This window comes from Providencia sp. PROV130 (assembly GCF_028482225.1).
GTDB classification, from domain to species: domain Bacteria; phylum Pseudomonadota; class Gammaproteobacteria; order Enterobacterales; family Enterobacteriaceae; genus Providencia; species Providencia rettgeri.
The window spans coordinates 64613-87641 of the sequence record NZ_JAMPQC010000005.1; the positions used below are offsets into that span (position 1 = coordinate 64613).

Sequence of the window (23029 nt, forward strand, 5' to 3'; positions counted from 1 at the left end):
AAATGATCAAGCTCGGTATAGTGATGGATCCTATTTCATCCATCAAAATCAAGAAAGACACCAGTTTTGCAATGATGCTGGAAGCTCAGCGTCGAGGTTATGAAATCCATTATATGGAAATGAATGACCTGTATTTATACCAAGGTGAAGCTCGCGCACAAACAAAAATCGTGACAGTCGAAGAAAACCCAGAAAAATGGTATGAATTTCATGGGGAACAAGATATCCCCCTAAGTTCACTTGATGCCATTTTAATGCGGAAAGACCCGCCTTTTGATACTGAATTTATCTATGCGACTTATATTTTAGAAAGAGCAGAACAAGCTGGCACCTTAGTTGTGAATAAACCGCAAAGCCTACGTGACTGCAATGAAAAACTCTTTACAGCTTGGTTTGCTGAGTTAACACCGGACACATTGGTCACACGCAGCCCACAAAAGTTGAGAGAATTTCACCAAAAACATGGGGATGTTATATTCAAACCACTAGATGGTATGGGTGGCGCTTCGATTTTCCGTCTTAAACAAGATGACCCAAATGTGGGCGTAATCATCGAAACGTTAACGGAGCATAGTTCCCGTTACTGCATGGCACAAAACTTCCTACCAGCAATTAAAGATGGTGATAAACGTGTCTTGGTAGTGGATGGTGAACCTGTTCCTTATTGCTTAGCACGAATTCCAGCTCAAGGTGAAACCCGAGGTAACCTTGCAGCGGGGGGCCGTGGGGAAGCTCGTCCATTAAGTGAAAGTGACTGGGCCATTGCACGTGCCGTAGCGCCAACATTAAAAGAAAAAGGCTTAATTTTTGTTGGCCTTGATATCATTGGTGACCGTTTAACCGAAATTAACGTGACCAGCCCAACATGTGCGCGGGAAATTGAAGCCGCATTTGATATCTCCATTACAGGTATGTTAATGGATGCCATTGAACGCCGTCTCAATAAATAATTTATAGTGGTGGTTTATCTTCACTGATGGCTTTTATTATTTTCACACAATAAAAGCCATCCGTTTTATTTACCACCTATAAGTTTGCCTTTTATTGTGTTCTCTCAATTGTTTTAAATTTGCTGGAGTCTAAGTTTGAATCTGCAAAACCATTTTCTTATCGCCATGCCATCCTTAACAGACCCTTATTTTGAGCAGTCGGTCGTTTATGTGTGTGAGCACAATGAAAAAGGGGCGATGGGGATTGTGATTAACAAGCCTATTGATGATTTTTCTGTCGATACGATGCTTAAAAAACTCGAAATTACGATTTCAAATAAAATTGATAATCGTAATTTAAAAAAACCTGTCATTGCGGGTGGTCCCGTGGCTGAAGAGCATGGGTTTATCTTACATACACCGATAAAAGGCTTTTTATCGAGTCTGCACTTAAATGATGAAGTGATGGTAACGACGTCAAAAGATATCTTAGAGACTTTAGGAGGTGAGCTATCCCCCGCAAACTCCTTAGTTGCGCTAGGTTATGCAAGCTGGGAACCTGGTCAACTTGAACGTGAAATCATGGAAAATAGCTGGTTAACCGTTGAAGCGTCTCCTGAGCTTATTTTTGACACACCAATTCATGAGCGCTGGACTGCTGCAGCGAAATTAATTGGTATTGATATTCATACTATTTCAATGCAAGCGGGGCATGCTTAATGTCTGGAAGAACTTTGTTAGCCTTTGATTTTGGGACCAAAAGTATCGGTGTGGCCGTTGGACAAGAAATTACAGGTACCGCACGACCATTAACCTCACTAAAAGCCAGTGACGGCCGCCCTGATTGGCAACAAATCGAAAAGTTACTTAAAGAATGGCAACCTCAGTTGGTTATTGTTGGCCTTCCCCTTAATATGGATGGTACGGAGCAATTGGTCACAAGCCAAGCCCGTAATTTTGCAAATCGAATTCATGGCCGTTTTGGTGTTAAAGTCGAATTACATGATGAACGTCTTTCCACTGTTGAAGCAAAAGCAGGCCTTTTTGAACAAGGTGGTTATCGAGCTTTGAGTAAAGGAAAAGTAGATTCTGCATCTGCTGTTGTGATCCTTGAAAGCTGGTTTGAGCAACATATTTAAATTTGCACGAATTTGAGGTTATTTTTCGTCTTAACCTCATGCAAAGGTGCCGTTCTAACGTAATTTGCTTTACACTATGGTCTACAGTCGCTATTCATGTATAACATGAATAAAATAGTATTGAATAAACCATATTGAATAAAATAATGACCATTCAAAATAATATCTCTGATGTTACAGCGCGTATTCATCATGCCGCAGTAGAATGTCAGCGCTCACCACAAGACATTACCCTATTGGCTGTCAGTAAAACCAAACCTTGTGAGGCTATTTTAGAAGCTATAGAGGCAGGTCAACGCCAGTTTGGTGAGAACTATGTGCAAGAGGGCGTTGAGAAAATTCAATATTTCTCTGATAGAAATGACTTAGTTTGGCATTTTATCGGCCCATTACAATCAAATAAAAGTCGCCTTGTCGCTGAGCACTTTGATTGGTTCCATACCTTAGACAGAGCAAAAATCGCTCAGCGCTTAAATGACCAACGTCCAAATGGAAAAGCGCCCCTCAATGTGCTAATTCAAATCAATATCAGCGATGAAAACAGTAAATCAGGTATAACGCTAGCAGAAGTTGCAGACCTTGCGGCACAAATCGCTACGATGCCAAACCTTGTGTTACGCGGCCTGATGACGATCCCTGCACCTGAAACGGATTATGAACGCCAATGTGCTGTGTTTCATCAAATGAATGAGGCATTTAAGCAATTGAAAACCACTTATCCCACTATTGACACGCTTTCAATGGGGATGACTGACGATATGCGTGCAGCAATCCATTGCGGCTCAACACTTGTTCGCATAGGAACCGCTATTTTTGGCGCTCGCCAATATCACCAATAAGATAGGAGAACAGAATGCAACATCGTAAAATTGCCTTCATCGGCGCCGGAAATATGGCTCACGCCATCATTGCTGGGCTGGTTAACCATGGTTACCCTGCATCGATGATCACGGTGTGCTCTCCTACACCTGTACGTCGAGACAAACTGGCCGAACAATATGGCATTATCAGCAGTAATGATAACTTGGCTGCAGTCAAAGCCGCTGAAGTCATTATCCTAGCGGTTAAACCACAAATGATGAAAGAAGTGTGTGAACCGCTGCAAAATGCCACAAACTTTAACCAAAAATTAGTACTGACTATCGCCGCGGGGATCCCCGCTGAGCGGTATAATGATTACTTTGCACACCAACTGAATTTAGTACGCATCATGCCAAATACACCATCGTTGGTGGGTAAAGGCGTTAGCGGGTTATTCGCTCAAGGGAAGGTTTCTGCCCCAGACAAACAGTTTGCTCAAGAACTGATGCAAAGTGTTGGCTCCACGATTTGGTGCCAACAAGAGCAAGACATCAATAAGATTATTGCTATTACCGGTAGCTCCCCTGCCTATTTCTTTCTATTTATGGAATCAATGCAGCAAAAAACAGAACAACTCGGTTATGATAAGCAACAAGCTCGAGAGCTCGTTCTTAATGCAATTGAAGGGGCTGTAGAACTGGCTAAGTCACAAAGTGACACGGACTTTTCAGCTTTACGTGAACAAGTCACCTCTAAAGGCGGTACCACCGCGATGGCTTTAGAGCAATTTTATAATGGAAATCTTCCGCAAATTGTTGCCGATGCAATGCAAAGCGCAATAAACAGAGCAGAAGAAATGGAAAAACTTTTTTAAATTAATCGCGGAATTCGCCATGCAGACCTTAGTATTCGTCGTTACTACCCTGATCCAACTGTATATTTTTGTATTACTGCTGCGCGTATGGATGCAGTGGGTGCGTGCAGATTTTTATAATCCCTTTTCAAAATTTGTTGTTAAAGCAACACAACCTATCGTTGCACCATTGCGCCGAGTCATTCCTTCTTTTGGCGCGATAGATACCGCTTCAGTGGTTGTTGCGTTTGTTTTAGCCATTGCAGCCATTATCTTTGGTATGTGGGCAACTAACTTACTCCCTATTTTAGGGATAAGCATTTTACCTATGGGACTGATTTTATTATTAACCTATACCGGTAAATTAATTTTTTGGATGATTTTAATCCGTGCAATTCTAAGTTGGGTTAGCCAAGGCCGTAACCCTGTCGATTATTTATTATACCAATTAACCGAACCTTTAATGGCGCCAATCCGTCGTATCATTCCTGCTATGGGCGGGTTAGATTTCTCTGCAATGATTGTGATGTTTATTTTAATCGCATTGAATTACCTGCGTGTAGATATCTCACTGATGATTGACCCATCATTGACTGCAATGATGTATTCCATTGGTATTATGTAAAAACGAGTTTTAAATAATGCAAAAAGTTGTTTTAGCCACCGGTAACCCCGGAAAAGTGAATGAGTTAGCTGGCCTACTACGTGATTTTGGGATGGATATCGTCGCACAAACCTCATTAGGTGTTGAGTCCGCAGAAGAAACGGGCTTAACTTTTATTGAAAATGCGATCCTAAAAGCGCGTCATGCAGCGGCACAAACCGGGTTACCCGCAATTGCTGATGATTCAGGAATTTCCGTTGATGCCCTTGGTGGCGCACCGGGGATTTACTCTGCCCGCTACGCAGGTGAAGAAGCAACAGACGAGCAAAACCTAGTTAAGCTATTAGAAGCAATGAAAAATGTGCCTGACGACCAACGTCAGGCTCAGTTTAACTGTGTGTTAGTTTATTTGCGACATGCCGAAGACCCTACGCCATTAGTATTCCATGGCCGTTGGCACGGTATCATCACCCGTGAACGCAAAGGCCAAGGCGGCTTTGGTTATGACCCCATATTCTATGTTCCTGAATTAGGTTGTACCTCAGCAGAGTTAACTAAAGCGGAAAAGCAAGCCGTTTCACATCGTGGAAAAGCACTCACAATGATGTTGGATGCGCTAAAGAATGCTTAAATTACCCCCGCTGAGCCTGTATATCCATATCCCTTGGTGTGTACAAAAGTGCCCTTATTGTGACTTCAATTCACATACGCTTAAAGGTGAGATCCCTCAGCAAGAATATGTGGCGCACTTATTAGCCGATTTAGACACCGATGCAAAATTAGTTGCAGGACGTTCGGTGAAAACTATTTTTATTGGGGGCGGAACCCCCAGTTTATTAAGTGCTGAGTCAATGCAAGCTTTAATGGATGGCGTACGTCAGCGAATTGATTTAGACCCACATGCAGAAGTTACCATGGAAGCAAACCCTGGTACTGTTGAAGCTGGCCGTTTTGCAGGTTACCAAGCCGCAGGAATTAATCGTATTTCTATTGGCGTACAAAGCTTCGGTAACGATAAATTAATCACTTTAGGGCGTATTCATGGTGCTGATGAAGCGAAGCGCGCTGCTCAGTTGGCTAGTAATCTTAATTTAAGAAGCTTTAACCTCGATTTAATGCATGGGTTACCCGCGCAAACTCAAGTTGAAGGTTTATCTGATCTGCGCCAAGCTATTGAACTTGCCCCTCCGCACCTGTCTTGGTACCAACTCACTATTGAACCTAACACTCAATTTGGCTCACGCCCTCCGGTATTACCCGATGACGATACGCTGTGGGATATTTATACTGAAGGCCATAAATTATTGAGTGCGGCAGGTTACCAGCAATATGAAACATCCGCCTATGCTAAACCCGGTTACCAATGCCAACACAACCTCAATTACTGGCGCTTTGGTGACTATTTAGGCATCGGTTGCGGCGCTCATGGAAAAATTTCTTTTGAAGATGGTCAAATTTTACGAACCGTAAAAACAAAACATCCTCGAGGTTATATGGAGGGCCGTTATATACACCAATCCCATGACGTTGACGCATCCGATAGACCATTTGAATATTTCATGAACCGCTTTCGCCTACTTGAAGCTATGCCACGCGCTGAATTTACCCAATATACAGGGTTGCCAGAATCAATCGTTAGAGCGGCCATTGATGAAGCTTTAGCTAAAGGCTATATCACAGAAACCGTGAATGAATGGCAGATTACAGAGCATGGAAAACTGTTTCTCAATTCTCTATTAGAGCTATTTTTAGGTGAAGAGTAACCGCTGTTCGGTTCATTTAGAAATTACTTCACTGATAAATTAGATGAAAGCCCACTTCAAACGAAGTGGGCTTTTGTTTAGAGATAAAAATGAAATAGACAAGAATAACAATTGAGGTAATACATATTGCCACCATCAATAAGACAGTGGCAGATATCTGTTATAGAGCATTCACCACCGCATTAACTTGCTCTGTTAAGCTAACTAAACCACCACCTGACAAATACCATAAGTCAGATTGCAGGTAAGTAATTTTGCCATCTTTATAAGCTTTGGTTTCTTGAATGTTGCTATCTTCAAATACGGTTTTATCCAATTTACCTGCACCAATCGCTTCGCTACGGTCAACAATCAGGATCACATCTGGGTTAGCTTGAGCAATCGTTTTGGTATCTACAACACGGCGTTTGGCTTTATCTGCACTTTCATCAACCGGTAAGTCAGCGCGTTGTGCTTTCACAACGTTGTAAACAACAGCCTGGCTATTTGGAATTAATTTGCCGTCATTATGCATTAATACTAAAACTTTTTTATTGGAATCAGCCGCTTTCTTCTGGGCATCTGCGATGACTTTATCTAATTGGACTAACTGCTCATCAACCGCTTTTTGGTTACCATAGAGCTCACCAATTACACCAATGTTGGCTTTTACAGAATCAATATAGTGTTTGCTATCAGAGCCTAAATTGATGGTGGGTGCAATTTTTGATAACTCATCATAAGACTTACCTTGACGACCTGTGATCACAATCAGATCAGGTTTTAATTGCGCGATTTTGGCTAAATCAGGTTGTTTCATTCCACCTGCATTTTCCATTGATGCAGGAATACTGCCTTTTATATAAGCAGGAGCATTGCCAGTTGGTAGTGCAACAACCTTGTCACCTAAGCCGAGTTTTTGCATTGAGTCATAAACACCGAAATCAAACAGAACCACTTTTTGTGGTTTTTTCATGACTTCAGTTTCACCTGATAGGTGTTTGATCGTCACTTTTTCAACGCCTTGTGCTGTAACCGCATTTGGAGTGAAAGTGGTAGATTCAGCGCTAAGAGCAAAAGGCGCAGAGAATGACAACACAGAAACAAGCAGAGCAGGAATGAATTTTTTCATTTAAATGATCCCAATTTAGTCATTAAGCCAAACCCGCATTGTAAAGTGAGTAGCTTAGATGTCAATCAAATAAGAATCAATTTCATTTTCATTCCCATTAATGGAGTTAATATCACACAAATTGATGATAACGATAATATAGATAAATAAAAAAACAGTAATGTACAAAAATACATTACTGTTCATAAGGTTATTATTGATTTTAAATCTATTAGTGACTTTTGATTGAATTAAGTAATGAGACGCGTTGTTGCTCTATTGAAGTCACTTTAGAACAAACTTGTTGGCCGAATTGCTGGAAGCTTTTCTCTTGTTTTTTCCATTCAGATTCGAGTTCTTGTTGTAACCCGCCTAAGTTACCTAGCATACCTTGTAACGCTTTATTGGCATCGCCACCCGATAATAATTGCTTACGTCCCATCTCGTTAATGCTGTCTTGTAAAATACCACCTAAGCTTTCATTGACTAACTCGCGCCCTTTCGTTTCAACTGTTTTCATGGCTTCATGGTGAAACACATAACCATTGGGACGAGTCTCAATAATTTGGTTGATTTGCCCATTAAGATCTTTTTCTAATTTTGTTAACCGGTTACGAATATTGCTATCGCTGCCAACCACTTTAACGACAACTTTGTCTATCGTTTCCCTTGAAGTTGATAATTTTTTTTCTGATTCTTGTTTTATCCAAGGTAAATCCTGACGAATATCGGCTTGGTAACGAATAGCTTGCTGTTTTTGCGCCTCTGTTGCAGCCACATTTTTACCGTTAAGTGTAATCTCACCGTTTGGCGTAATTTTTAAATCACCACTCGCACCAATAACTTGCACACTTTCGGGCGTCATAAAGATGTCATCCTTTGGCGTTACAGAACAGTTATAATCTGCAGCTTGGCTCGTCGCACAAGCAAGGAGTGAAAAAGCAATTAATGTACGGCGTAACATAAAATCTCCTAGTAGAGCATTAATTAAAAAACAGAACGCCCAATTCGTTTCGATAATAGCTCTAAAGCCGCACAGCCGACTAAAGAGTTCCCTGCCGAGTCTAGCTCAGGTGACCAAACCGCGACGGTAAATTGGTTTGGTACTACGCAGACAATACCCCCGCCAACGCCAGACTTGCCAGGCATTCCTATCCGAAATGCAAACTCACCAGAGCCGTCATACATACCACAAGTCATCATTAATGCATTGATTTGCCTTGATTGTAGTGGCGTGATGATGGGGTCAATAGAGCAAGATGACATTCCTTGCGATGTTAAATAGGAAAAACATCTCGCTAATTCAACACAGTTCATACTTAGAGAGCAATAATGAAAATAAGTTTCGAGAACCGTTAAAACATCATTTTCAAAATTCCCAAAGGATTTCATAAGATAAGCAATGGCCGCATTACGGCTGGCATGTTCGAGTTCTGAGCGAGCGACAACTGTGTCATAGCTAATGTCCGGTTCACAGGATAACTTCCGGACAAACTCCAACATACGCTGTTTTGGTGCGCTTAAGCGTGATTGCAGCATATCAGCGATAACAATGGCCCCCGCATTGATAAACGGGTTTCGAGGTATCCCCTTTTCCATTTCGATTTGAATTAGCGAATTAAAGGGTAGCCCGGAGGGTTCTTTACCTACGCGGCTCCAGATTTCCTCTTCTTCATAACGCGTCATTGCAAGCGTAAGGCTCAATACTTTTGAAATAGATTGAATTGAAAAGCGTTGGTAGGCATCACCCGCTGTAAAAATCTCACCATCGAGGGTGGATACCGCAATACCTAAATGATGGGAAGACACACAACCTAAAGCAGGAATATAATTTGCAACACAACCTTGCCCAATCAGTGGGCGAACTTGGTCTAGGATATCGTTGAGTAGCTGGTTAGAAAACATGGCGCTCAAAACGTTGACTCCAGATAGTATTTGCAACAGAAAATAAAGGCACCCAATTTTTGGATGCCTCTTCAAGCGACTGAAAGTTCAGTTTATTTATTGAGGTTAACTCAATAAAATTATTCTTCCCACCAAACATCAAAAAGCTCAGAAACGACGACGTCATTCATCCCTTTTGATTTTAGCCAGTTTTCAACAATTTGACGGTGCTCTTCGGTACATTTGCCAATTTTTTGTAGGCAAACGATCCCTTCCCAGCTCATATAGCCACTTGCTTCAAACGCTAAACCATTCGGTTCAATCGCTTCTGCAATCAGTTGGTCAACGGTGCTGTCAACTTCCTCAATCGGCGTACCTTCTTTAAAGCTCCACTTAACAGTAAAGCCTAACTCTTGGAACTCATCCAAGCGTAATTTTTTACGTAAACGACGACTACGTGGTTGTTTAGCCATTATTTGATCCTCTCAAACATTAAATCCCATACACCGTGCCCTAACCGCTGGCCCCGCTTTTCAAATTTTGTTTCTGGTCTTGTTTCTGGACGAGGAACGTAATCACCTGATGGCGATAAGTTTTTATACCCTTCGACACTCGTCATCACTTCAAGCATGTGCTCTGCATAAGGCTGCCAATCTGTTGCCATATGGAAAACACCACCGATAACTAGTTTACTACGAATTTTTTCTGCAAACGGAACTTGCACAATACGGCGCTTATTGTGTTTCGCTTTATGCCATGGGTCAGGGAAAAATAACTGAACCATTTCAAGGCTTCCATTTGGGATCATGCAGTCTAAAACTTCTATTGCATCATGGCACATCACCCGTAAATTGGTGACATTTTCTTCTTTTGCTGATGCTAAACATGCGCCAACTCCGGGAGCATGAACTTCGATACCTAAAAAGTTTTTATCTGCATTTTGAGATGCCATGGTCACCAATGAGGCGCCCATCCCAAACCCAATTTCCAAGGTAACTGGATTTGAGTTATTAAATACTTTGGCAAAATCAAAAGGCTCATTGATAAAATCGATGCCTTTTTCTGCCCATTCTTTTTCTAATGCGTCTTCCTGACGTTTTGTCAGACGCCCTTGACGGCGGACAAAACTACGGACTCGGCGCATAACCCGCCCATCTTCATTATATTCGGGGGAGATAACATTATTGATCATAATAAAGGTTCTAAAATGAATGCCCAATTAAGTTAATGTGCCAACAATCAAGTTTATAAGGTGATTGGTTACCAAACCTATCAGTTTACAGCCCTAATGCCCCAAGTTGCAGTGAATAACCTTACCCTTGAAGCATGATGGATATCGGAGTTTAGCAAAACTTCCACAAGGATGCAGTTGATAATTAGCTAACTTTACACTAAACAACACAATAGCGGTTTACAGCCCTCTTCGTCTATGTTGCAATTCCTGCCATCACTGGAAATATCAATAAAAAATAAAATTATCAATGGAAGCTCAACAATTTTCATCTGCAGTGCTTAACTGGTATCACAAATACGGTCGTAAAACGTTGCCATGGCAACAGGAAAAATCGTCCTACCATGTTTGGTTATCAGAAGTCATGCTGCAACAAACCCAAGTGAGTACTGTAATCCCCTATTTTGAGAAGTTTATCTCTCGTTTTGAGGATGTTACCGCCCTTGCCAACGCACCTCTTGATGAAGTTTTACACCTATGGACAGGGCTCGGTTATTACGCTCGGGCTCGGAACCTCCATAAAGCCGCACAAGTGATTGCGACTCAATATGGTGGCTCATTTCCCACTACATTTGATGAAGTATTAGCGCTACCAGGTGTTGGCCGGTCCACAGCCGGGGCAATTTTGTCATTATCACAAAAACAGCATTATCCTATCTTAGATGGTAATGTTAAACGTGTATTAGCTCGAGCTTATGCGGTTGATGGTTGGCCGGGTAAAAAAGAAGTCGAAAATCGCTTGTGGGAAATCAGTACTGATGTCACGCCAAAAGAGGGAGTTGAATTTTTTAACCAAGCGATGATGGACTTAGGTGCGATGGTCTGTACTCGCAGTAAACCAAAATGTGAGCTGTGCCCACTTAATTTTGGCTGCATGGCCTATGCCAATCATTCATGGCAAAACTACCCAGGCAAAAAGCCTAAACAGAAAATTCCTGAAAAAAGTGCTTGGTTTCTAATTATGCAGCACGGTGATAGTGTGTGGTTAGAACAACGCCCACCATCCGGTATTTGGGGCGGGTTATTTGCCTTCCCACAATTTAATTCTTTAGAGCAACTCAATGACTGGCTGAATGAATCAGGCCTTGAACATACTCAATTAGAGCAATTAATTTCCTTCCGTCACACATTTAGCCATTTTCATTTAGATATTATCCCTGTAAAAGTTAACATTCAGGCATTTAATTCTGCCATGGATGAAGGCAAAGGACTCTGGTATAACTTACACTTAGGCGCAACTATCGGCCTTGCTGCCCCAGTTGAAAGTTTACTAAAACAGCTCGCCTTACTACCTGATATTTGAGGAAAAATTAATGAGTAGAACCATTTTTTGTACATTTTTACAACGTGATGCTGATGGGCAAGATTTTCAGCTTTACCCAGGTGAGTTAGGAAAACGTATTTTTAACGAGATTTCAAAAGAAGCGTGGAGTCAATGGATGACAAAGCAAACCATGCTTATTAATGAAAAGAAACTCAATACCATGAACCCTGACGACCGTAAAATGTTAGAACAAGAAATGATTAATTTCTTGTTTGAAGGCCACGATATCCATATTGATGGCTATACACCTGAAAAATAATCTGTTTGTCTACCTACTGAGTAGGTAGACTTTTGCCCCAAGACTGTGAATCGTATGAAAAAACTATTTGCGCTGAGTTTGTTAATTCCCTTAATTGTTTCTTGTTCTAGCAAGCAAAAATCTGACTTTAACCCTAATTATGTCAAAGATACCAATGGGTTCGATATATTAATGGGCCAATTTGCCCACAATATTGAGAATATCTGGGGCATTAAAGAAGTGTTAATTGCAGGCCCAAAAGACTACGTTAAATATACCGATGAATACCGAACTCGTAGCCATATTAATTTTGATGCGGGAACCATCACGGTTGAGACAATTTCAGCAATAGAACCTTCACAGCACCTAAAGAAAGCCATTGTCACCACCTTATTAATGGGCGATGATCCTAATTCCATTGACCTCTATTCTGACATTAATGATATTCCTCATAGCAAAGAACCCTTTTTATTTGGCCAAGTGCTAGATAACACAGGAGAAGCTATTCGTTGGGAATGGCGAGCCACAAAGTTTGCTGATTATCTGATAGAAAATAAAATGCAACGCCGGCAGTCTGGTATGAATATTGTTTGGTCAGTAACTATGCAACTAGTACCAAACCATTTGGATAAACGGGCTCATAAATATTTACCTTATATTAAAAAATCTTCAGCCAAATATGGTGTTGATGAATCATTAATCCTCGCTATCATGCAAATTGAATCAAGTTTCAACCCTTATGCGGTTAGCCGTTCTGATGCACTTGGTTTAATGCAGATAATGCCAAATACAGCAGGGAAAGATGTTTTCCGCTCACAAGGGAAATCCGGTGTACCTAGCCGTAGCTATTTATTTGACCCAGAGAAAAATATTGATACAGGTACTGCTTACTTAGCTATATTGCAAAACAGCTACTTAGGCGATATTCGTAACCAGACCTCACGCCGCTACGCGGTCATCACTGCCTATAATGGCGGAGCTGGTAGCGTATTACGTGTCTTCCACAGTGATAAAAAACAAGCCGCACAACGTATTAATAATTTAGAGCCTGGAGAAGTGTATGAAACTTTATCCACTAAACACCCAGCGGCTGAGTCACGTAATTATCTGATTAAAGTGAACAAAGCACAGAAAAATTATCTCCGCTAAAATTTTTCCAATATTGCATGCCAGCCAAAATCGATTTTAAGGCTGGCATTTGTTATTAACCTTAATAATTTTATGTATATTCGATTAAAAACTGGCTAACATGTTGAAAAAAAGCGCATACAGTCAAAAGTTTATTGAAAGCGCCTTGACTCAACCAATGAAATCAGGTTTAATACGCTCCGTTGCCCGGATAGCTCAGTCGGTAGAGCAGGGGATTGAAAATCCCCGTGTCCTTGGTTCGATTCCGAGTCCGGGCACCACTAATTTTCAACAGACGTCAATCGACGTCTGTTTTTGTTTGTAACGCCCACTAAAATTAACACTCCGCCAAAGTTTCAATTCAACTGAATTCTATTCGACTCTACCCACATCCCCCCTACTGTGCGGATACAATTGCAGGTATCGCAGCTCTATATTATTTAACACACAACATTAAAGATTCACCTTTAGCTATTACATACCTTCAATTGCATTTTGAAATACGAGCAGTATATGGAGTTTCAAGCCCCTTTCATTGGCGACAATAAGGTCAAATATAGCTCTGCAATTACCATCGAAGTCAAAACAATGAATTGACCTTGATGGAAGAGAAGATTCCTCGATTAAATTCATTTTGCACAGGCTCACATTCAGGGTAAGACATTCCCCTACCATATATAAGCGCATGGTATGCTTTTTATACCAGAGTAGGAACAAATTAGGTTCCTACAAATTATAAAAAATAATATTTTTTACATAATAAGAAGAAATTAATGAAACTATTTATTTTTTTTACGCGCCTACCACTAAGGGTACAAATTATCGTTTTAGTCGTGACTGTGCTAGCACTACCACTTATCGTAGCTAACATCCAGATTTCAAAAGATATCGATGACCGTTTGCATTATGAAGCGGCTGATAAAGCCGAAGTCGTAGCAGATGTTATCGCCTTATCCCCCATAGTCGCCAAAGGATTGGTAAACCCAACTCAAGAGGCATTACAAGAAATACAAGATTACTCACAATCCGTTCAAAGTGTTTCTGGTGTTGAATTTATTGTGGTGATTGATATGAATGCTATCCGAATATCCCACCCTGATGTCGCTAAAATCGGCAAACCGATGGAAGGCGGCGATGAAAAGCGTGTACTTAGAGGTGAAAGTTATAATTCTTCCGCAAAAGGTTCACTGGGATTTTCCTTGCGGGCATTCAAACCTATTTTTGATGCACAAAGTCAGCAAGTCGGTGCTGTCGTCGTTGGTATTATGTCCAATAGCATCGACCAAACCATCGAGCAGGTTAATCAACCAATCCGCTCTGCCCTTACACTAGCTCTGTTGATTGGTATTGTACTGGCTATCGGGTTATCTAACAGTATCAAAAAAATTCTGTTTGGCCTTGAACCATTGGAAATTGCTCGTCAATTGGGAGAACGTAATGCTGTGCTCGCCTCTGTCCGAGAAGGGATTATCGCTGTTGATCGTGATGCCAGATTGACAATGGTCAATAGCGAAGCCAAGCGTATTTTAAGCCTTGCGGGGATCTCTCCTGATTTAATCGGTAAAAAAGTAGAAAAATGTATTCCACATACTCGTCTGCTCGACGTACTCCTCTCAGGAGAATCAGAGTTCGATCGTGAACAAAATCTTCATGGAATATCGATATTAACCAATCGAGTTCCTTTGTATGCCAACGGTCAAATCATCGGTGCAATCGCAACATTTCGTGATATGTCGGAAGTGAGCAAGCTAGCTGAAGAGCTTACTGGTGTGAACCGTTATGTAGAGGCATTACGCGCATCTGCACATGAACACCTCAATAAACTCCACGTTATTAATGGATTAGCACTAGGTGGAAATCGACAAGTGTTACTTGAGTATTTGTCTGACATTATTAATGAAAATAAAAGTGAGCAAGCTTTCATCAATGATGCCATTCGGGATCCTATTTTATCAGCATTCTTATCGGGCAAATTCAGCCGCGCTAAAGAAATGGGTGTCGATCTGGTTATTGATATCAATGATGTCGTTCCTGAAATTCAACAACCCAGTGTGAGCCATGCGCTAGTGACGCTATTAGGAAATTTGTTAGACAATGCCTTTGATGCTGTACAACTTTCTGAAACGAAAGAGGTCATTCTTCATTTAGCGCTAAAAAATAATAAATGGTACATCGAAGTCAGTGATAGTGGCTCAGGAATGCCAGCAGAAAATATTCCACAAATATTTCAACGCGGGTTTTCCACAAAAGGTGAGCATCGGGGAATTGGCTTATTTTTGGTTAGTGCAACGTTGGATAAGCTAAATGGCACAATGGACGTATTTAGCCATGTTGGCAGTGGCATGACATTCGCCATCTATATTCCTGCAGAAGTAATTAATGGAGGTAGTGATGATTAATGTCTTAGTTGTCGAAGATGACCCAATGGTAGCTGAATTAAATAAAGGCTATCTAAATATGATTGATGGGTTTTCATTAGTTGGAGTAATTAATAGTGGTACTGAAGTCCTTGAGTTCATGAAGAACCATGATGTTTCGCTGTTGTTGCTCGATATTTTTATGCCAGGATTAGATGGTCTTAGCCTGCTTAAAGAGATCAGAAAAAACTATTCAAATGTTGATGTTATTATGGTCACTGCCGCCCGAGGTGGTGCTGATATCCAGAGAGCATTACGCCTAGGAGCCATTGACTATATTGTTAAACCTTTTGTTTTTGAACGATTTCAATCTGCGCTCGTTAGCTATCATGAACGAGTCAAATTGTTAACAGATGAAAGTAACCTAAGCCAAGCGGCTATCGATAGCCGCATCTTTGCTAAAGAAACACAAAGCCATAAAACGCCAAAAGGCATAGAGCATGAGACATTGACAAGAATTCAGTCTATCGTTCGAGAGCAAACTAAACCGTTTGATGTTCAAGAACTTGTGCCTATCGTAAAACTATCGCGCATATCATTAAAAAAATATCTCGACTATCTGGTCGAGATAGGTGAGCTATATAGTGAACTTGCCTATCGTGGTCAAGGTAGGCCAGTGACACTTTATCGATTAATCCGTTAGTATTTTCACCTAAAATCAATCGTGATCTGCATAACATTGTTATGCAGAACTTATGCTAATTACGTGATAATGGTCGCGATATTCCTAACTAACCAACAGCTAAACCGTGATTCAACTCCCAAATTAAACTTTTAAAATTAACTGCTTACATAAGTTTCATAATGCTTAACTAAGTTTCAGATGCGAGACGATGACGTCATGTTTACACCAAAATGGCTCCGACTATAAAAGGAGTCCCATAATGGAAAAAGACGTTCAAATTACCACAGAAGCAGTTAAGCCGAAATTTTGGCAAACAAAAATTGGGCCGCTACCACTTCCACTTTATCTTATCCTTGCAACTATTATTATCTTGGCGTCAGTATTCGGGAAATTGCCTTCAGATATGTTAGGCGGTATTGCCGTAATGATGATAATCGGTATGTTACTTGGTGATATCGGGATGCGCGTACCGATCCTCAAAGACATTGGTGGACCTGCTATTTTGTCCATTTTCGTTCCATCCGTCTTAGTTTTCTACAACCTGATCAACCCAACGGCAGTTGCCGCGATTTCATCATTCACTAAAACTTCAAATTTCCTTTATTTCTACATTGCTTGTTTAGTATCTGGAAGTATTCTCGGCATGGTACGTGCTGTACTAATCCAAGGCTTCTTAAGGATGTTTGTTCCACTAGCAATCGGTACCATTGCTAGCTGTATCGCGGGGGTTGCCGTTGGTTCATTGACAGGACTCGGTGCATACCACTCCTTCTTCTTCGTTGTTATTCCTATTTTATCAGGTGGAATTGGTGAAGGTATCTTACCGCTATCCGTTGCTTACTCAGAGATTTTGAATCAATCACCAGACAAATTTATTGGAATGTTAGTACCTGCAGCCATGTTAGGTAACTTATTTGCCATCATGTCCGCTGGCTACCTGCGTCATTTAGGTGTGAAAAAACCACATCTAACAGGTAACGGAACCTTAGTGCGATCAGGTGATATTGATTTAAGTGCTAAGAATGAAAACCAACCGATTGACTTTGGTTTAATGGGAGCGGGCCTGATAATCGCATGCTGTTTCTATCTGTTTGGTATGTTAGCCAATTACTTTATTCCAATCCCTGCACCTATCATTATGATCCTGTCCGCTGCACTGGTAAAAACGCTTGGTATTATGCCACGTGAGATGGAACTGGGTGCTTATCAACTGTATCGCTTTGTTGCACAGAACCTGACTTGGGCGCTTTTAGTCGGTGTCGGTGTTCTATATACCCCTTGGAATGAAGTCGTTGCTGCTATTACCCCTGCTTATATTGCTACCGTTGCCGCAACAGTACTCGCGATGATTTCAAGTGGTTTCTTCATTGGCCGTTATCTCAATATGTATCCAATTGAATCTGCCATGGTCACTGGCTGCCATAGTGGCTTAGGTGGAACTGGTGATGTCGCTATTTTATCTGCGGGTAACCGTATGGAATTAATGCCATTTGCTCAAATCGCCACGCGTTTAGGTGGAGCTTGTGTTGTGGTGTTGGCTGCAATTTTAATGCGTGTAATTAGCTGAGTACTTAGGAGGCGACATAATGACTATCAAAAAAGGCCATGCCGGAACCTTAGAATCTAACGACATCATGATTTTTGTCGAAGAGAAACCCGCCAATTCCGGTATTCAAATTGAATTAACCAGTATCGTAGAGGCGCAATTTGGCCAGGCCATCCGCTATACATTACAAGAAGAAGCCAACAAAGCAGGTTTTCCTGACATTTATATCAAAGCCATAGACAAAGGCGCCCTAGACTGCACTATCCGCGCGCGAATGCAAACGGCTATTCAACGAGCGAATAGCATGACAGCGGAGGAAAACGAATAATGGACCTACTTAGAACACTACTATTTTTACCGGGTAATAATGCAGGAATGCTACAAAATGGGGGCGTTTTCGGAGCTGATGCGGTGATCCTCGATTTAGAAGATGCGGTATCGCCACCAGAAAAAGATGCGGCTCGCACTCTCGTCAGCCATGCATTGCGTAAAGTAAGTTATGGCAATAGCCATAAAACCGTACGTATTAATCCGCTTGACGCAGGAGGAGAACAAGATATTGCAACCATCGTTCCTTGTGAACCTGATGCACTAATGCTGCCTAAAATCGACAATCCTAAAATGATACACGATATTGTCACCCTGATTAAACGCGCAGAAAAACCGGGACAAAAAACCGTTAGAATTATTCCTTTGTTAGAGACACCGCAGAGTATTATTCATGCCTATGATATAGCAGTTGCGGATTCTCGTGTTTGGGCTATTAGCTTTGGTGCAGAGGACTACACCGCTTCACTGGGGGCGATACGCTCCTCCTCCGGTGAAGAAATTTTATCGGCAAGAACCACTATCATCAATGCAGCCGCTGCCGCGGGGATTGACTCCATCGATACCCCATTTACTGATGCCCAAAATGAGGTAGGCCTTGAGCGAGATTCACTTTTCGCTCGTCAGCTAGGTTTCAAAGGAAAGCTAGCTATCAACCCGCGCCAAATAGATATTATTCATCAGGCTTTTAGCCCGACAAATGCAGATATTCAATGGGCTCATCGAGTCGTTGATGCGCTTGAACAAGCGAAAAAACAAGGTACTGGCGTTATTGCTCTTGATGGAAAAATGATCGACGCCCCTATCGTACTACGAGCTGAACGTACTCTCGCGTTAGCCGCCTATCTCAATCTATCACAAGGGGAAACGGTATGAAGAATCATGTCAATCGCGAGCTACCCGAAAAGATATTTGCTTCTGATGCATTGATGCCTTACGCCGGTGCATTCGCACGAGCTCCTAACATGCAACGTAGTGCACCCAAAGTGAAATGCCAACGCCCAGGAAACCAAAAGCTAAGAAATTGTTTAGAAGCAATATTTGATGAGCTGTCGATCAGTAATGGCATGACACTCTCATTCCATCACCATTTTCGCAATGGTGACAGCTTAGTTAATCAAGTATTAGCTATCGCTGCTCAACGTGGGCTTAAAGGCCTTAAAATCGCACTCAGTTCTGTATTTCCGGTGCATGCACCTATGATCGAACACTTTAAAAGTGGTACCGTCGCTTACCTTGATACCGATTATATGTCAGGGCCTGTGGCTACCGCTATCTCACAAGGAGTACTTGCCCACCCTGTAATGTTAAGAAGCCATGGTGGCCGAGCACGAGCCATCGAGTGCGGCGACTTACATATTGACGTCGCTTTTATTGCCGCACCTGCCGCTGATGAATATGGAAACCTCAATGGTACCGAAGGACCAACTGCGTGTGGGTCACTGGGCTATGCTTTTCCCGATGCTGAATATGCTGACTGCGTGGTTGCTGTAACCGATACATTACTCCCTTACCCACTAAAAACCATTTCAATTTCTCAGACTCGGGTCGATTATGTGGTTACACTACCATCAGTGGGTGATCCTAAGGGAATTGTTTCTGGAACAACGCAAGTCACTAAAGACCCAGTTCAACTGAAAATTGCCTCACTAGCAGCAAAAACAATTAAAGCATCAGGCCTACTAAAAGACGGTTTTTCATTCCAAACCGGTGCAGGGGGTGCATCACTAGCCGTGGCACACTATTTACGTCATATCATGCGAGAAAAATCGATAGTCGGTAGTTTTGCTTTAGGTGGAATTACTGGTTATCTCGTTTCCATGCTTGAAGAAGGATTATTTGAACGACTCGTCGATGTACAAGGCTTTGACCTTGATGCCGTCCGTTCTTTGAAAGAGAACCCAAATCATCTTGAGGTTAGTGCAGGCATGTACGCAAGCCCATTTAATTCAGGCTGTATGGTCAATCAATTAGATTGCGTTGTTCTGGGAGCGACGGAAATGGATACCCAGTTTAATGTCAATGTCGTTACTGGCTCAAACGGTTATATCATGGGTGGTTCAGGTGGTCACAGTGATGCCGCTGCAGGTGCTAAATTGACGATTGTTACCGCAAATTTAATTCGTGGACGCTTGCCTATATTACGTGATGAAATCGTCACGATTACCACCCCCGGAGAAACCGTGGATGTGCTGGTTACCGAATATGGAATTGCGGTAAACCCGCGCAGGCAAGACTTACTCGACCGCCTTTCTCAAGCTGGACTGCCACTAATTACCATTGAAGAAATGAAACAGTTAGCAGAAGACATTGCAGGCGTACCCGATCCGATTAAGCTCACTGATAATATTGTCGCATTAGTTGAATATCGAGATGGCACGGTGATTGACGTCGTTTACCAAACCGTTAGCTAATCCATGATTTCACTTAGGGTAACAACCAACGCCCTAAGTGAACCTTATTAAAAAAATCGGTTAGCTGTTGATAAAGCAGCGAATAAACGAATTTTCTCTTGGAGGCCTCATGAGCGACCGATACCAATTTAATTCCCTCTTTCAGCCTTCAACCTTGATTCATCGTGAACTCGAATCACTACTGAATGCGAATGAACTTCAACTTGAAATAGGGCTGACACAATTCATTGAAGCTCGATATCAAGGGCAACTCGTTGGCTGTGCGGGGTTAGATGGCAATATTATCAAATGTGTGGCTATTGATAACAATCATCGAGGCGAAGCTCTGAGTTTACAGCTTCTAAGCGAGGTCACAAATCTAGCTTATCGGCAAGGCATTGAACGGCTATTTCTCTATACCAAACCATGTAATGTTCCACTGTTTACAAGTGCTGGTTTTACGCCACTCGTCAGTGTTCCAACACAAGTCACTTTGATGGAAAACTCGCCGTATGGCTTGAAAAACTATTGCGATGAATTGGCGAAATTACACGTTTCAGGAAAAACCATTGGTAGTATCGTGATGAACGCCAACCCTTTTACATTAGGCCATCGTTACCTTATCACTCAAGCCTTGGAACATTGTAATTGGCTACATCTGTTTGTTGTAAAACAAGATGCCTCACGTTTTGCTTATCGCGACAGGTTAGCACTAATCCGTGACGGCATTAAAGGGCTTGAACGAGTCACGCTCCATCCCGGCTCGGACTACATGATATCCAAAGCCACCTTCCCGTCCTATTTTATCAAAGACAAAGGGCTAATCGATGAATGCAGCACTGCGTTAGATTTATTGTTATTTAGGCAGAAAATTGCACCAACACTGGGAATTAATGTGAGATTTGTGGGGACTGAACCTTTTGACGCTGTCACCGCAAAATATAATCAAGATATGGCATTTTGGCTCTCGGAATCAACTTGCTGCTTCCCCGCTATCAAGGTAGAAGAACTTCTACGCCTCGAAATTGATGGCAGTCCGGTCTCTGCATCAAGGGTCAGAAAACTACTAGATGAAGGTGATGCCTCGGCTATTGCACGCCTCGTGCCAAAAACTACCTTTGATTTTTTATTCAATTCACAAAAGTAATCAACAATATCATTCCGTAAGGTCAGCATGATAATAGAACAAAAAGTCACACTAGAAAATATGTTGAACTGCCGTGAAAAACGCGCTGAAAAACAGCAATATCTTCTTGCAAAATACCATCAACCTGTCGTTTTTATTTCATTGGTATGGCCGGGTGAGGTTAAAGATTCTAGTGCATCACGCTATGTGATGGAACTGGCAGTTAAAACAATGAATAACGCAGTAGAACATCTACACTTGCATACGTCTCATCACCAATGTGAACACCTTATTACTGGGCCTGAAGCTTTTTATTGTTTACCTATAGACAATATCGGGCTAAGTATCTTAGATCTAAAAAAACTTTGTGTTCGCCTTGAAAGGGCACATCCACTTGGTCGTTTATGGGACATCGACGTCATTAATACCCATAAACGTCCAATATCTCGTTCTGAGGTGGGGTTACCACCACGTCGTTGCCTACTATGTGAAAAACCTGCTCATCTTTGTGCACGTTCACACGCTCATGATGTACACACATTGATTAATACCATTCACCGGAGGATAGATGAGTTTAAACAACGTGCAGGGAATTGATGTTATTGACCATAGCGTCTCCCATCCAAGCGATGAAACACACGTATTTTGGGCTAAAAATTTGAGTCAACTTGCGTATCAAGCCATGATGGAAGAGGTACTACTAACACCAAAACCAGGGTTAGTTGATATGCGCAACAATGGCTCACATCAAGATATGGATAGCTATATGTTTGCCCGCAGCGCTCGCACCGTTGCTAACCACTTGCCTGAATTTGTTTACCTTGGCTACTTTCAAGGAAAGCAACCTGCGGTACAAACACTTTATGCTTTAAGAGAGCACGGTTTAGCATGTGAAAAAGCCATGTATCAGGTAACTAACAACGTCAATACACATAAGGGCGCAATATTTTCCTTCGGCCTGGTGTTCGCGGCAATGGGTCGATTATTAGCACGTAACACCAATATCACCGCCAATTCAATTTGCCAAGAAGTCGCAAATATTTGCCAAAACATGGTCGTACGTGAACTCGAGTCCATTAAAAAAGCCACAACAGCTGGGGAACAATTTTACCAGCTCTATGGACTAACAGGAGCTCGTGGAGAAGCTGAATCCGGCTTTGCTACCGTCTTAAAATATGGGCTTCCTACCTATCAAAAATTTCATGCAATGGGATGGGATAATGAACGAGCATTGCATCAAACGTTACTAACACTCATGGCCTATAATGATGACACTAACCTTGTTTCACGTGGTGGTTTAGATGGTTTACACTTTGCCCAAAATGCCGCCATGGCACTTTTGAACTCTGATAACATGGACTATGCGCAACTCAAAATGCAATTAATCTTGTTAGATAATACTTTTATAACTAAAAACCTAAGCCCTGGTGGTAGTGCAGACTTACTTGCTATCACTTGGTTTTTAGCTCATCTACCAAAACCTGTTAAGAATAACTTACCAAATAGTTCTTCAAATAGTTGTCAGTATTATTAATACGTTGAATCCCACTAAATTGGGATTCGGTTATTATTTTAATGCGTCACCTATTATTGAAAAATAATTTCAATATA

The 23029-nt window shown here is 41.7% G+C and carries 25 protein-coding genes and 1 tRNA gene; 21 read left to right on the forward strand and 5 right to left on the reverse strand.

Annotated elements, in window-relative coordinates; translation table 11 throughout:
- The first annotated feature begins 2 nt into the window (after positions 1 to 2).
- From gshB to hemW, 8 genes are all read left to right on the forward strand, one after another.
- Entirely contained in the window at positions 3 to 950 is a 948-nt protein-coding gene (gshB, locus tag PSF28_RS04220) for a glutathione synthase (protein ID WP_210836988.1), read from the forward strand.
- A 135-nt stretch (positions 951 to 1085) separates the two neighbouring features.
- Positions 1086 to 1649: a YqgE/AlgH family protein gene (locus tag PSF28_RS04225; protein ID WP_210836986.1), complete on the forward strand. Its 564-nt coding sequence runs from the start codon at positions 1086 to 1088 to the stop codon at positions 1647 to 1649.
- Complete coding sequence (gene ruvX / locus PSF28_RS04230; RefSeq protein WP_004914142.1) at positions 1649 to 2068, forward strand: Holliday junction resolvase RuvX; 420 nt, start codon at positions 1649 to 1651, stop codon at positions 2066 to 2068. The genes PSF28_RS04225 and ruvX overlap by 1 nt, the downstream gene beginning before the upstream one ends.
- A gap of 146 nt (positions 2069 to 2214) precedes the next feature.
- Positions 2215 to 2907: a YggS family pyridoxal phosphate-dependent enzyme gene (locus PSF28_RS04235; RefSeq protein ID WP_247605313.1), complete on the forward strand. Its 693-nt coding sequence runs from the start codon at positions 2215 to 2217 to the stop codon at positions 2905 to 2907.
- A 14-nt stretch (positions 2908 to 2921) separates the two neighbouring features.
- Positions 2922 to 3743, forward strand: a complete 822-nt coding sequence (proC, locus tag PSF28_RS04240) for a pyrroline-5-carboxylate reductase (RefSeq protein ID WP_210836984.1) — start codon at positions 2922 to 2924, stop codon at positions 3741 to 3743.
- A 19-nt stretch (positions 3744 to 3762) separates the two neighbouring features.
- Complete coding sequence (locus PSF28_RS04245) at positions 3763 to 4347, forward strand: YggT family protein (RefSeq protein ID WP_210836982.1); 585 nt, start codon at positions 3763 to 3765, stop codon at positions 4345 to 4347.
- 16 nt (positions 4348 to 4363) lie between these two features.
- Positions 4364 to 4957, forward strand: coding sequence for an RdgB/HAM1 family non-canonical purine NTP pyrophosphatase (rdgB, locus tag PSF28_RS04250; RefSeq protein WP_109911961.1), 594 nt, complete (start codon positions 4364 to 4366; stop codon positions 4955 to 4957).
- Complete coding sequence (gene hemW / locus PSF28_RS04255) at positions 4950 to 6089, forward strand: radical SAM family heme chaperone HemW (RefSeq protein WP_210836980.1); 1140 nt, start codon at positions 4950 to 4952, stop codon at positions 6087 to 6089. The genes rdgB and hemW overlap by 8 nt, the downstream gene beginning before the upstream one ends.
- Positions 6090 to 6249: 160 nt before the next feature.
- Here the strand turns inward: hemW and PSF28_RS04260 are convergent, their stop codons facing one another.
- The 5 genes from PSF28_RS04260 to trmB form a co-directional block, all read right to left on the reverse strand.
- On the reverse strand, positions 6250 to 7200 hold the full coding sequence (locus tag PSF28_RS04260; RefSeq protein WP_210836979.1) for a siderophore ABC transporter substrate-binding protein: 951 nt from the start codon (positions 7198 to 7200) through the stop codon (positions 6250 to 6252).
- Positions 7201 to 7411: 211 nt separating this feature from the next.
- A complete protein-coding gene (locus tag PSF28_RS04265) occupies positions 7412 to 8143 on the reverse strand; it encodes a DUF2884 domain-containing protein (protein ID WP_210836978.1) in 732 nt (243 codons plus the stop codon).
- A gap of 23 nt (positions 8144 to 8166) precedes the next feature.
- Entirely contained in the window at positions 8167 to 9093 is a 927-nt protein-coding gene (gene glsB, locus PSF28_RS04270) for a glutaminase B (RefSeq protein ID WP_210836977.1), read from the reverse strand.
- Between the two features lie 110 nt (positions 9094 to 9203).
- Positions 9204 to 9536: a YggL family protein gene (locus PSF28_RS04275; protein ID WP_115166698.1), complete on the reverse strand. Its 333-nt coding sequence runs from the start codon at positions 9534 to 9536 to the stop codon at positions 9204 to 9206.
- Positions 9536 to 10255, reverse strand: a complete 720-nt coding sequence (trmB, locus tag PSF28_RS04280) for a tRNA (guanosine(46)-N7)-methyltransferase TrmB (protein ID WP_210836976.1) — start codon at positions 10253 to 10255, stop codon at positions 9536 to 9538. Before trmB ends, PSF28_RS04275 begins: the two co-directional genes overlap by 1 nt.
- Positions 10256 to 10544: 289 nt before the next feature.
- On the opposite strand from trmB, the gene mutY reads away from it, so the two are divergent.
- From mutY to citG, 13 genes are all read left to right on the forward strand, one after another.
- Positions 10545 to 11597: an A/G-specific adenine glycosylase gene (mutY, locus tag PSF28_RS04285; RefSeq protein WP_272684030.1), complete on the forward strand. Its 1053-nt coding sequence runs from the start codon at positions 10545 to 10547 to the stop codon at positions 11595 to 11597.
- 10 nt (positions 11598 to 11607) lie between these two features.
- Positions 11608 to 11877, forward strand: coding sequence for an oxidative damage protection protein (locus tag PSF28_RS04290; RefSeq protein ID WP_198641881.1), 270 nt, complete (start codon positions 11608 to 11610; stop codon positions 11875 to 11877).
- 54 nt (positions 11878 to 11931) lie between these two features.
- A complete protein-coding gene (mltC, locus tag PSF28_RS04295) occupies positions 11932 to 13005 on the forward strand; it encodes a membrane-bound lytic murein transglycosylase MltC (RefSeq protein WP_109911957.1) in 1074 nt (357 codons plus the stop codon).
- 184 nt (positions 13006 to 13189) lie between these two features.
- Positions 13190 to 13265: transfer RNA gene (locus tag PSF28_RS04300), tRNA-Phe, on the forward strand.
- Positions 13266 to 13757: 492 nt separating this feature from the next.
- Complete coding sequence (dcuS, locus tag PSF28_RS04305) at positions 13758 to 15383, forward strand: DcuS/MalK family sensor histidine kinase (protein WP_272684697.1); 1626 nt, start codon at positions 13758 to 13760, stop codon at positions 15381 to 15383.
- Entirely contained in the window at positions 15376 to 16044 is a 669-nt protein-coding gene (locus tag PSF28_RS04310) for a response regulator (protein ID WP_210836967.1), read from the forward strand. The genes dcuS and PSF28_RS04310 overlap by 8 nt, the downstream gene beginning before the upstream one ends.
- Positions 16045 to 16285: 241 nt before the next feature.
- A complete protein-coding gene (locus tag PSF28_RS04315) occupies positions 16286 to 17593 on the forward strand; it encodes a 2-hydroxycarboxylate transporter family protein (protein ID WP_210836966.1) in 1308 nt (435 codons plus the stop codon).
- Between the two features lie 19 nt (positions 17594 to 17612).
- On the forward strand, positions 17613 to 17900 hold the full coding sequence (gene citD, locus PSF28_RS04320) for a citrate lyase acyl carrier protein (protein ID WP_210836965.1): 288 nt from the start codon (positions 17613 to 17615) through the stop codon (positions 17898 to 17900).
- Positions 17900 to 18775 carry an HpcH/HpaI aldolase/citrate lyase family protein gene (locus PSF28_RS04325; RefSeq protein WP_210836964.1) on the forward strand — a complete coding sequence of 292 codons (876 nt, stop codon included), beginning with the start codon at positions 17900 to 17902 and terminating at the stop codon, positions 18773 to 18775. Before citD ends, PSF28_RS04325 begins: the two co-directional genes overlap by 1 nt.
- The gene (gene citF, locus PSF28_RS04330) at positions 18772 to 20313 is read left to right on the forward strand and encodes a citrate lyase subunit alpha (protein WP_210836963.1); all 1542 of its coding nucleotides are present in this window, start codon (positions 18772 to 18774) and stop codon (positions 20311 to 20313) included. The genes PSF28_RS04325 and citF overlap by 4 nt, the downstream gene beginning before the upstream one ends.
- A 109-nt stretch (positions 20314 to 20422) precedes the next feature.
- Complete coding sequence (citC, locus tag PSF28_RS04335) at positions 20423 to 21439, forward strand: [citrate (pro-3S)-lyase] ligase (protein WP_210836962.1); 1017 nt, start codon at positions 20423 to 20425, stop codon at positions 21437 to 21439.
- Positions 21440 to 21466: 27 nt separating this feature from the next.
- Positions 21467 to 22015 carry a citrate lyase holo-[acyl-carrier protein] synthase gene (gene citX, locus PSF28_RS04340; protein ID WP_272684698.1) on the forward strand — a complete coding sequence of 183 codons (549 nt, stop codon included), beginning with the start codon at positions 21467 to 21469 and terminating at the stop codon, positions 22013 to 22015.
- On the forward strand, positions 21987 to 22952 hold the full coding sequence (gene citG / locus PSF28_RS04345) for a triphosphoribosyl-dephospho-CoA synthase CitG (protein ID WP_210836958.1): 966 nt from the start codon (positions 21987 to 21989) through the stop codon (positions 22950 to 22952). Before citX ends, citG begins: the two co-directional genes overlap by 29 nt.
- The last annotated feature ends 77 nt before the right edge of the window (positions 22953 to 23029 follow it).

What these genes read in the sequence shown, in the direction of transcription:
- PSF28_RS04245 (WP_210836982.1), top strand. Translation starts at nt 3,763, where the DNA reads ATGCAGACCTTAGTATTCGTCGTTACTACCCTGATCCAACTGTATATT.
- citG (WP_210836958.1), top strand. Translation starts at nt 21,987, where the DNA reads ATGAGTTTAAACAACGTGCAGGGAATTGATGTTATTGACCATAGCGTC.
- gshB (WP_210836988.1), top strand. Translation starts at nt 3, where the DNA reads ATGATCAAGCTCGGTATAGTGATGGATCCTATTTCATCCATCAAAATC.
- PSF28_RS04290 (WP_198641881.1), top strand. Translation starts at nt 11,608, where the DNA reads ATGAGTAGAACCATTTTTTGTACATTTTTACAACGTGATGCTGATGGG.
- PSF28_RS04235 (WP_247605313.1), top strand. Translation starts at nt 2,215, where the DNA reads ATGACCATTCAAAATAATATCTCTGATGTTACAGCGCGTATTCATCAT.
- trmB (WP_210836976.1), bottom strand. Translation starts at nt 10,255, where the DNA reads ATGATCAATAATGTTATCTCCCCCGAATATAATGAAGATGGGCGGGTT.
- ruvX (WP_004914142.1), top strand. Translation starts at nt 1,649, where the DNA reads ATGTCTGGAAGAACTTTGTTAGCCTTTGATTTTGGGACCAAAAGTATC.
- mutY (WP_272684030.1), top strand. Translation starts at nt 10,545, where the DNA reads ATGGAAGCTCAACAATTTTCATCTGCAGTGCTTAACTGGTATCACAAA.
- hemW (WP_210836980.1), top strand. Translation starts at nt 4,950, where the DNA reads ATGCTTAAATTACCCCCGCTGAGCCTGTATATCCATATCCCTTGGTGT.
- dcuS (WP_272684697.1), top strand. Translation starts at nt 13,758, where the DNA reads ATGAAACTATTTATTTTTTTTACGCGCCTACCACTAAGGGTACAAATT.
- PSF28_RS04325 (WP_210836964.1), top strand. Translation starts at nt 17,900, where the DNA reads ATGGACCTACTTAGAACACTACTATTTTTACCGGGTAATAATGCAGGA.
- mltC (WP_109911957.1), top strand. Translation starts at nt 11,932, where the DNA reads ATGAAAAAACTATTTGCGCTGAGTTTGTTAATTCCCTTAATTGTTTCT.
- rdgB (WP_109911961.1), top strand. Translation starts at nt 4,364, where the DNA reads ATGCAAAAAGTTGTTTTAGCCACCGGTAACCCCGGAAAAGTGAATGAG.
- PSF28_RS04275 (WP_115166698.1), bottom strand. Translation starts at nt 9,536, where the DNA reads ATGGCTAAACAACCACGTAGTCGTCGTTTACGTAAAAAATTACGCTTG.
- citC (WP_210836962.1), top strand. Translation starts at nt 20,423, where the DNA reads ATGAGCGACCGATACCAATTTAATTCCCTCTTTCAGCCTTCAACCTTG.
- citX (WP_272684698.1), top strand. Translation starts at nt 21,467, where the DNA reads ATGATAATAGAACAAAAAGTCACACTAGAAAATATGTTGAACTGCCGT.
- PSF28_RS04310 (WP_210836967.1), top strand. Translation starts at nt 15,376, where the DNA reads ATGATTAATGTCTTAGTTGTCGAAGATGACCCAATGGTAGCTGAATTA.
- PSF28_RS04315 (WP_210836966.1), top strand. Translation starts at nt 16,286, where the DNA reads ATGGAAAAAGACGTTCAAATTACCACAGAAGCAGTTAAGCCGAAATTT.
- citF (WP_210836963.1), top strand. Translation starts at nt 18,772, where the DNA reads ATGAAGAATCATGTCAATCGCGAGCTACCCGAAAAGATATTTGCTTCT.
- PSF28_RS04265 (WP_210836978.1), bottom strand. Translation starts at nt 8,143, where the DNA reads ATGTTACGCCGTACATTAATTGCTTTTTCACTCCTTGCTTGTGCGACG.
- citD (WP_210836965.1), top strand. Translation starts at nt 17,613, where the DNA reads ATGACTATCAAAAAAGGCCATGCCGGAACCTTAGAATCTAACGACATC.
- proC (WP_210836984.1), top strand. Translation starts at nt 2,922, where the DNA reads ATGCAACATCGTAAAATTGCCTTCATCGGCGCCGGAAATATGGCTCAC.
- PSF28_RS04260 (WP_210836979.1), bottom strand. Translation starts at nt 7,200, where the DNA reads ATGAAAAAATTCATTCCTGCTCTGCTTGTTTCTGTGTTGTCATTCTCT.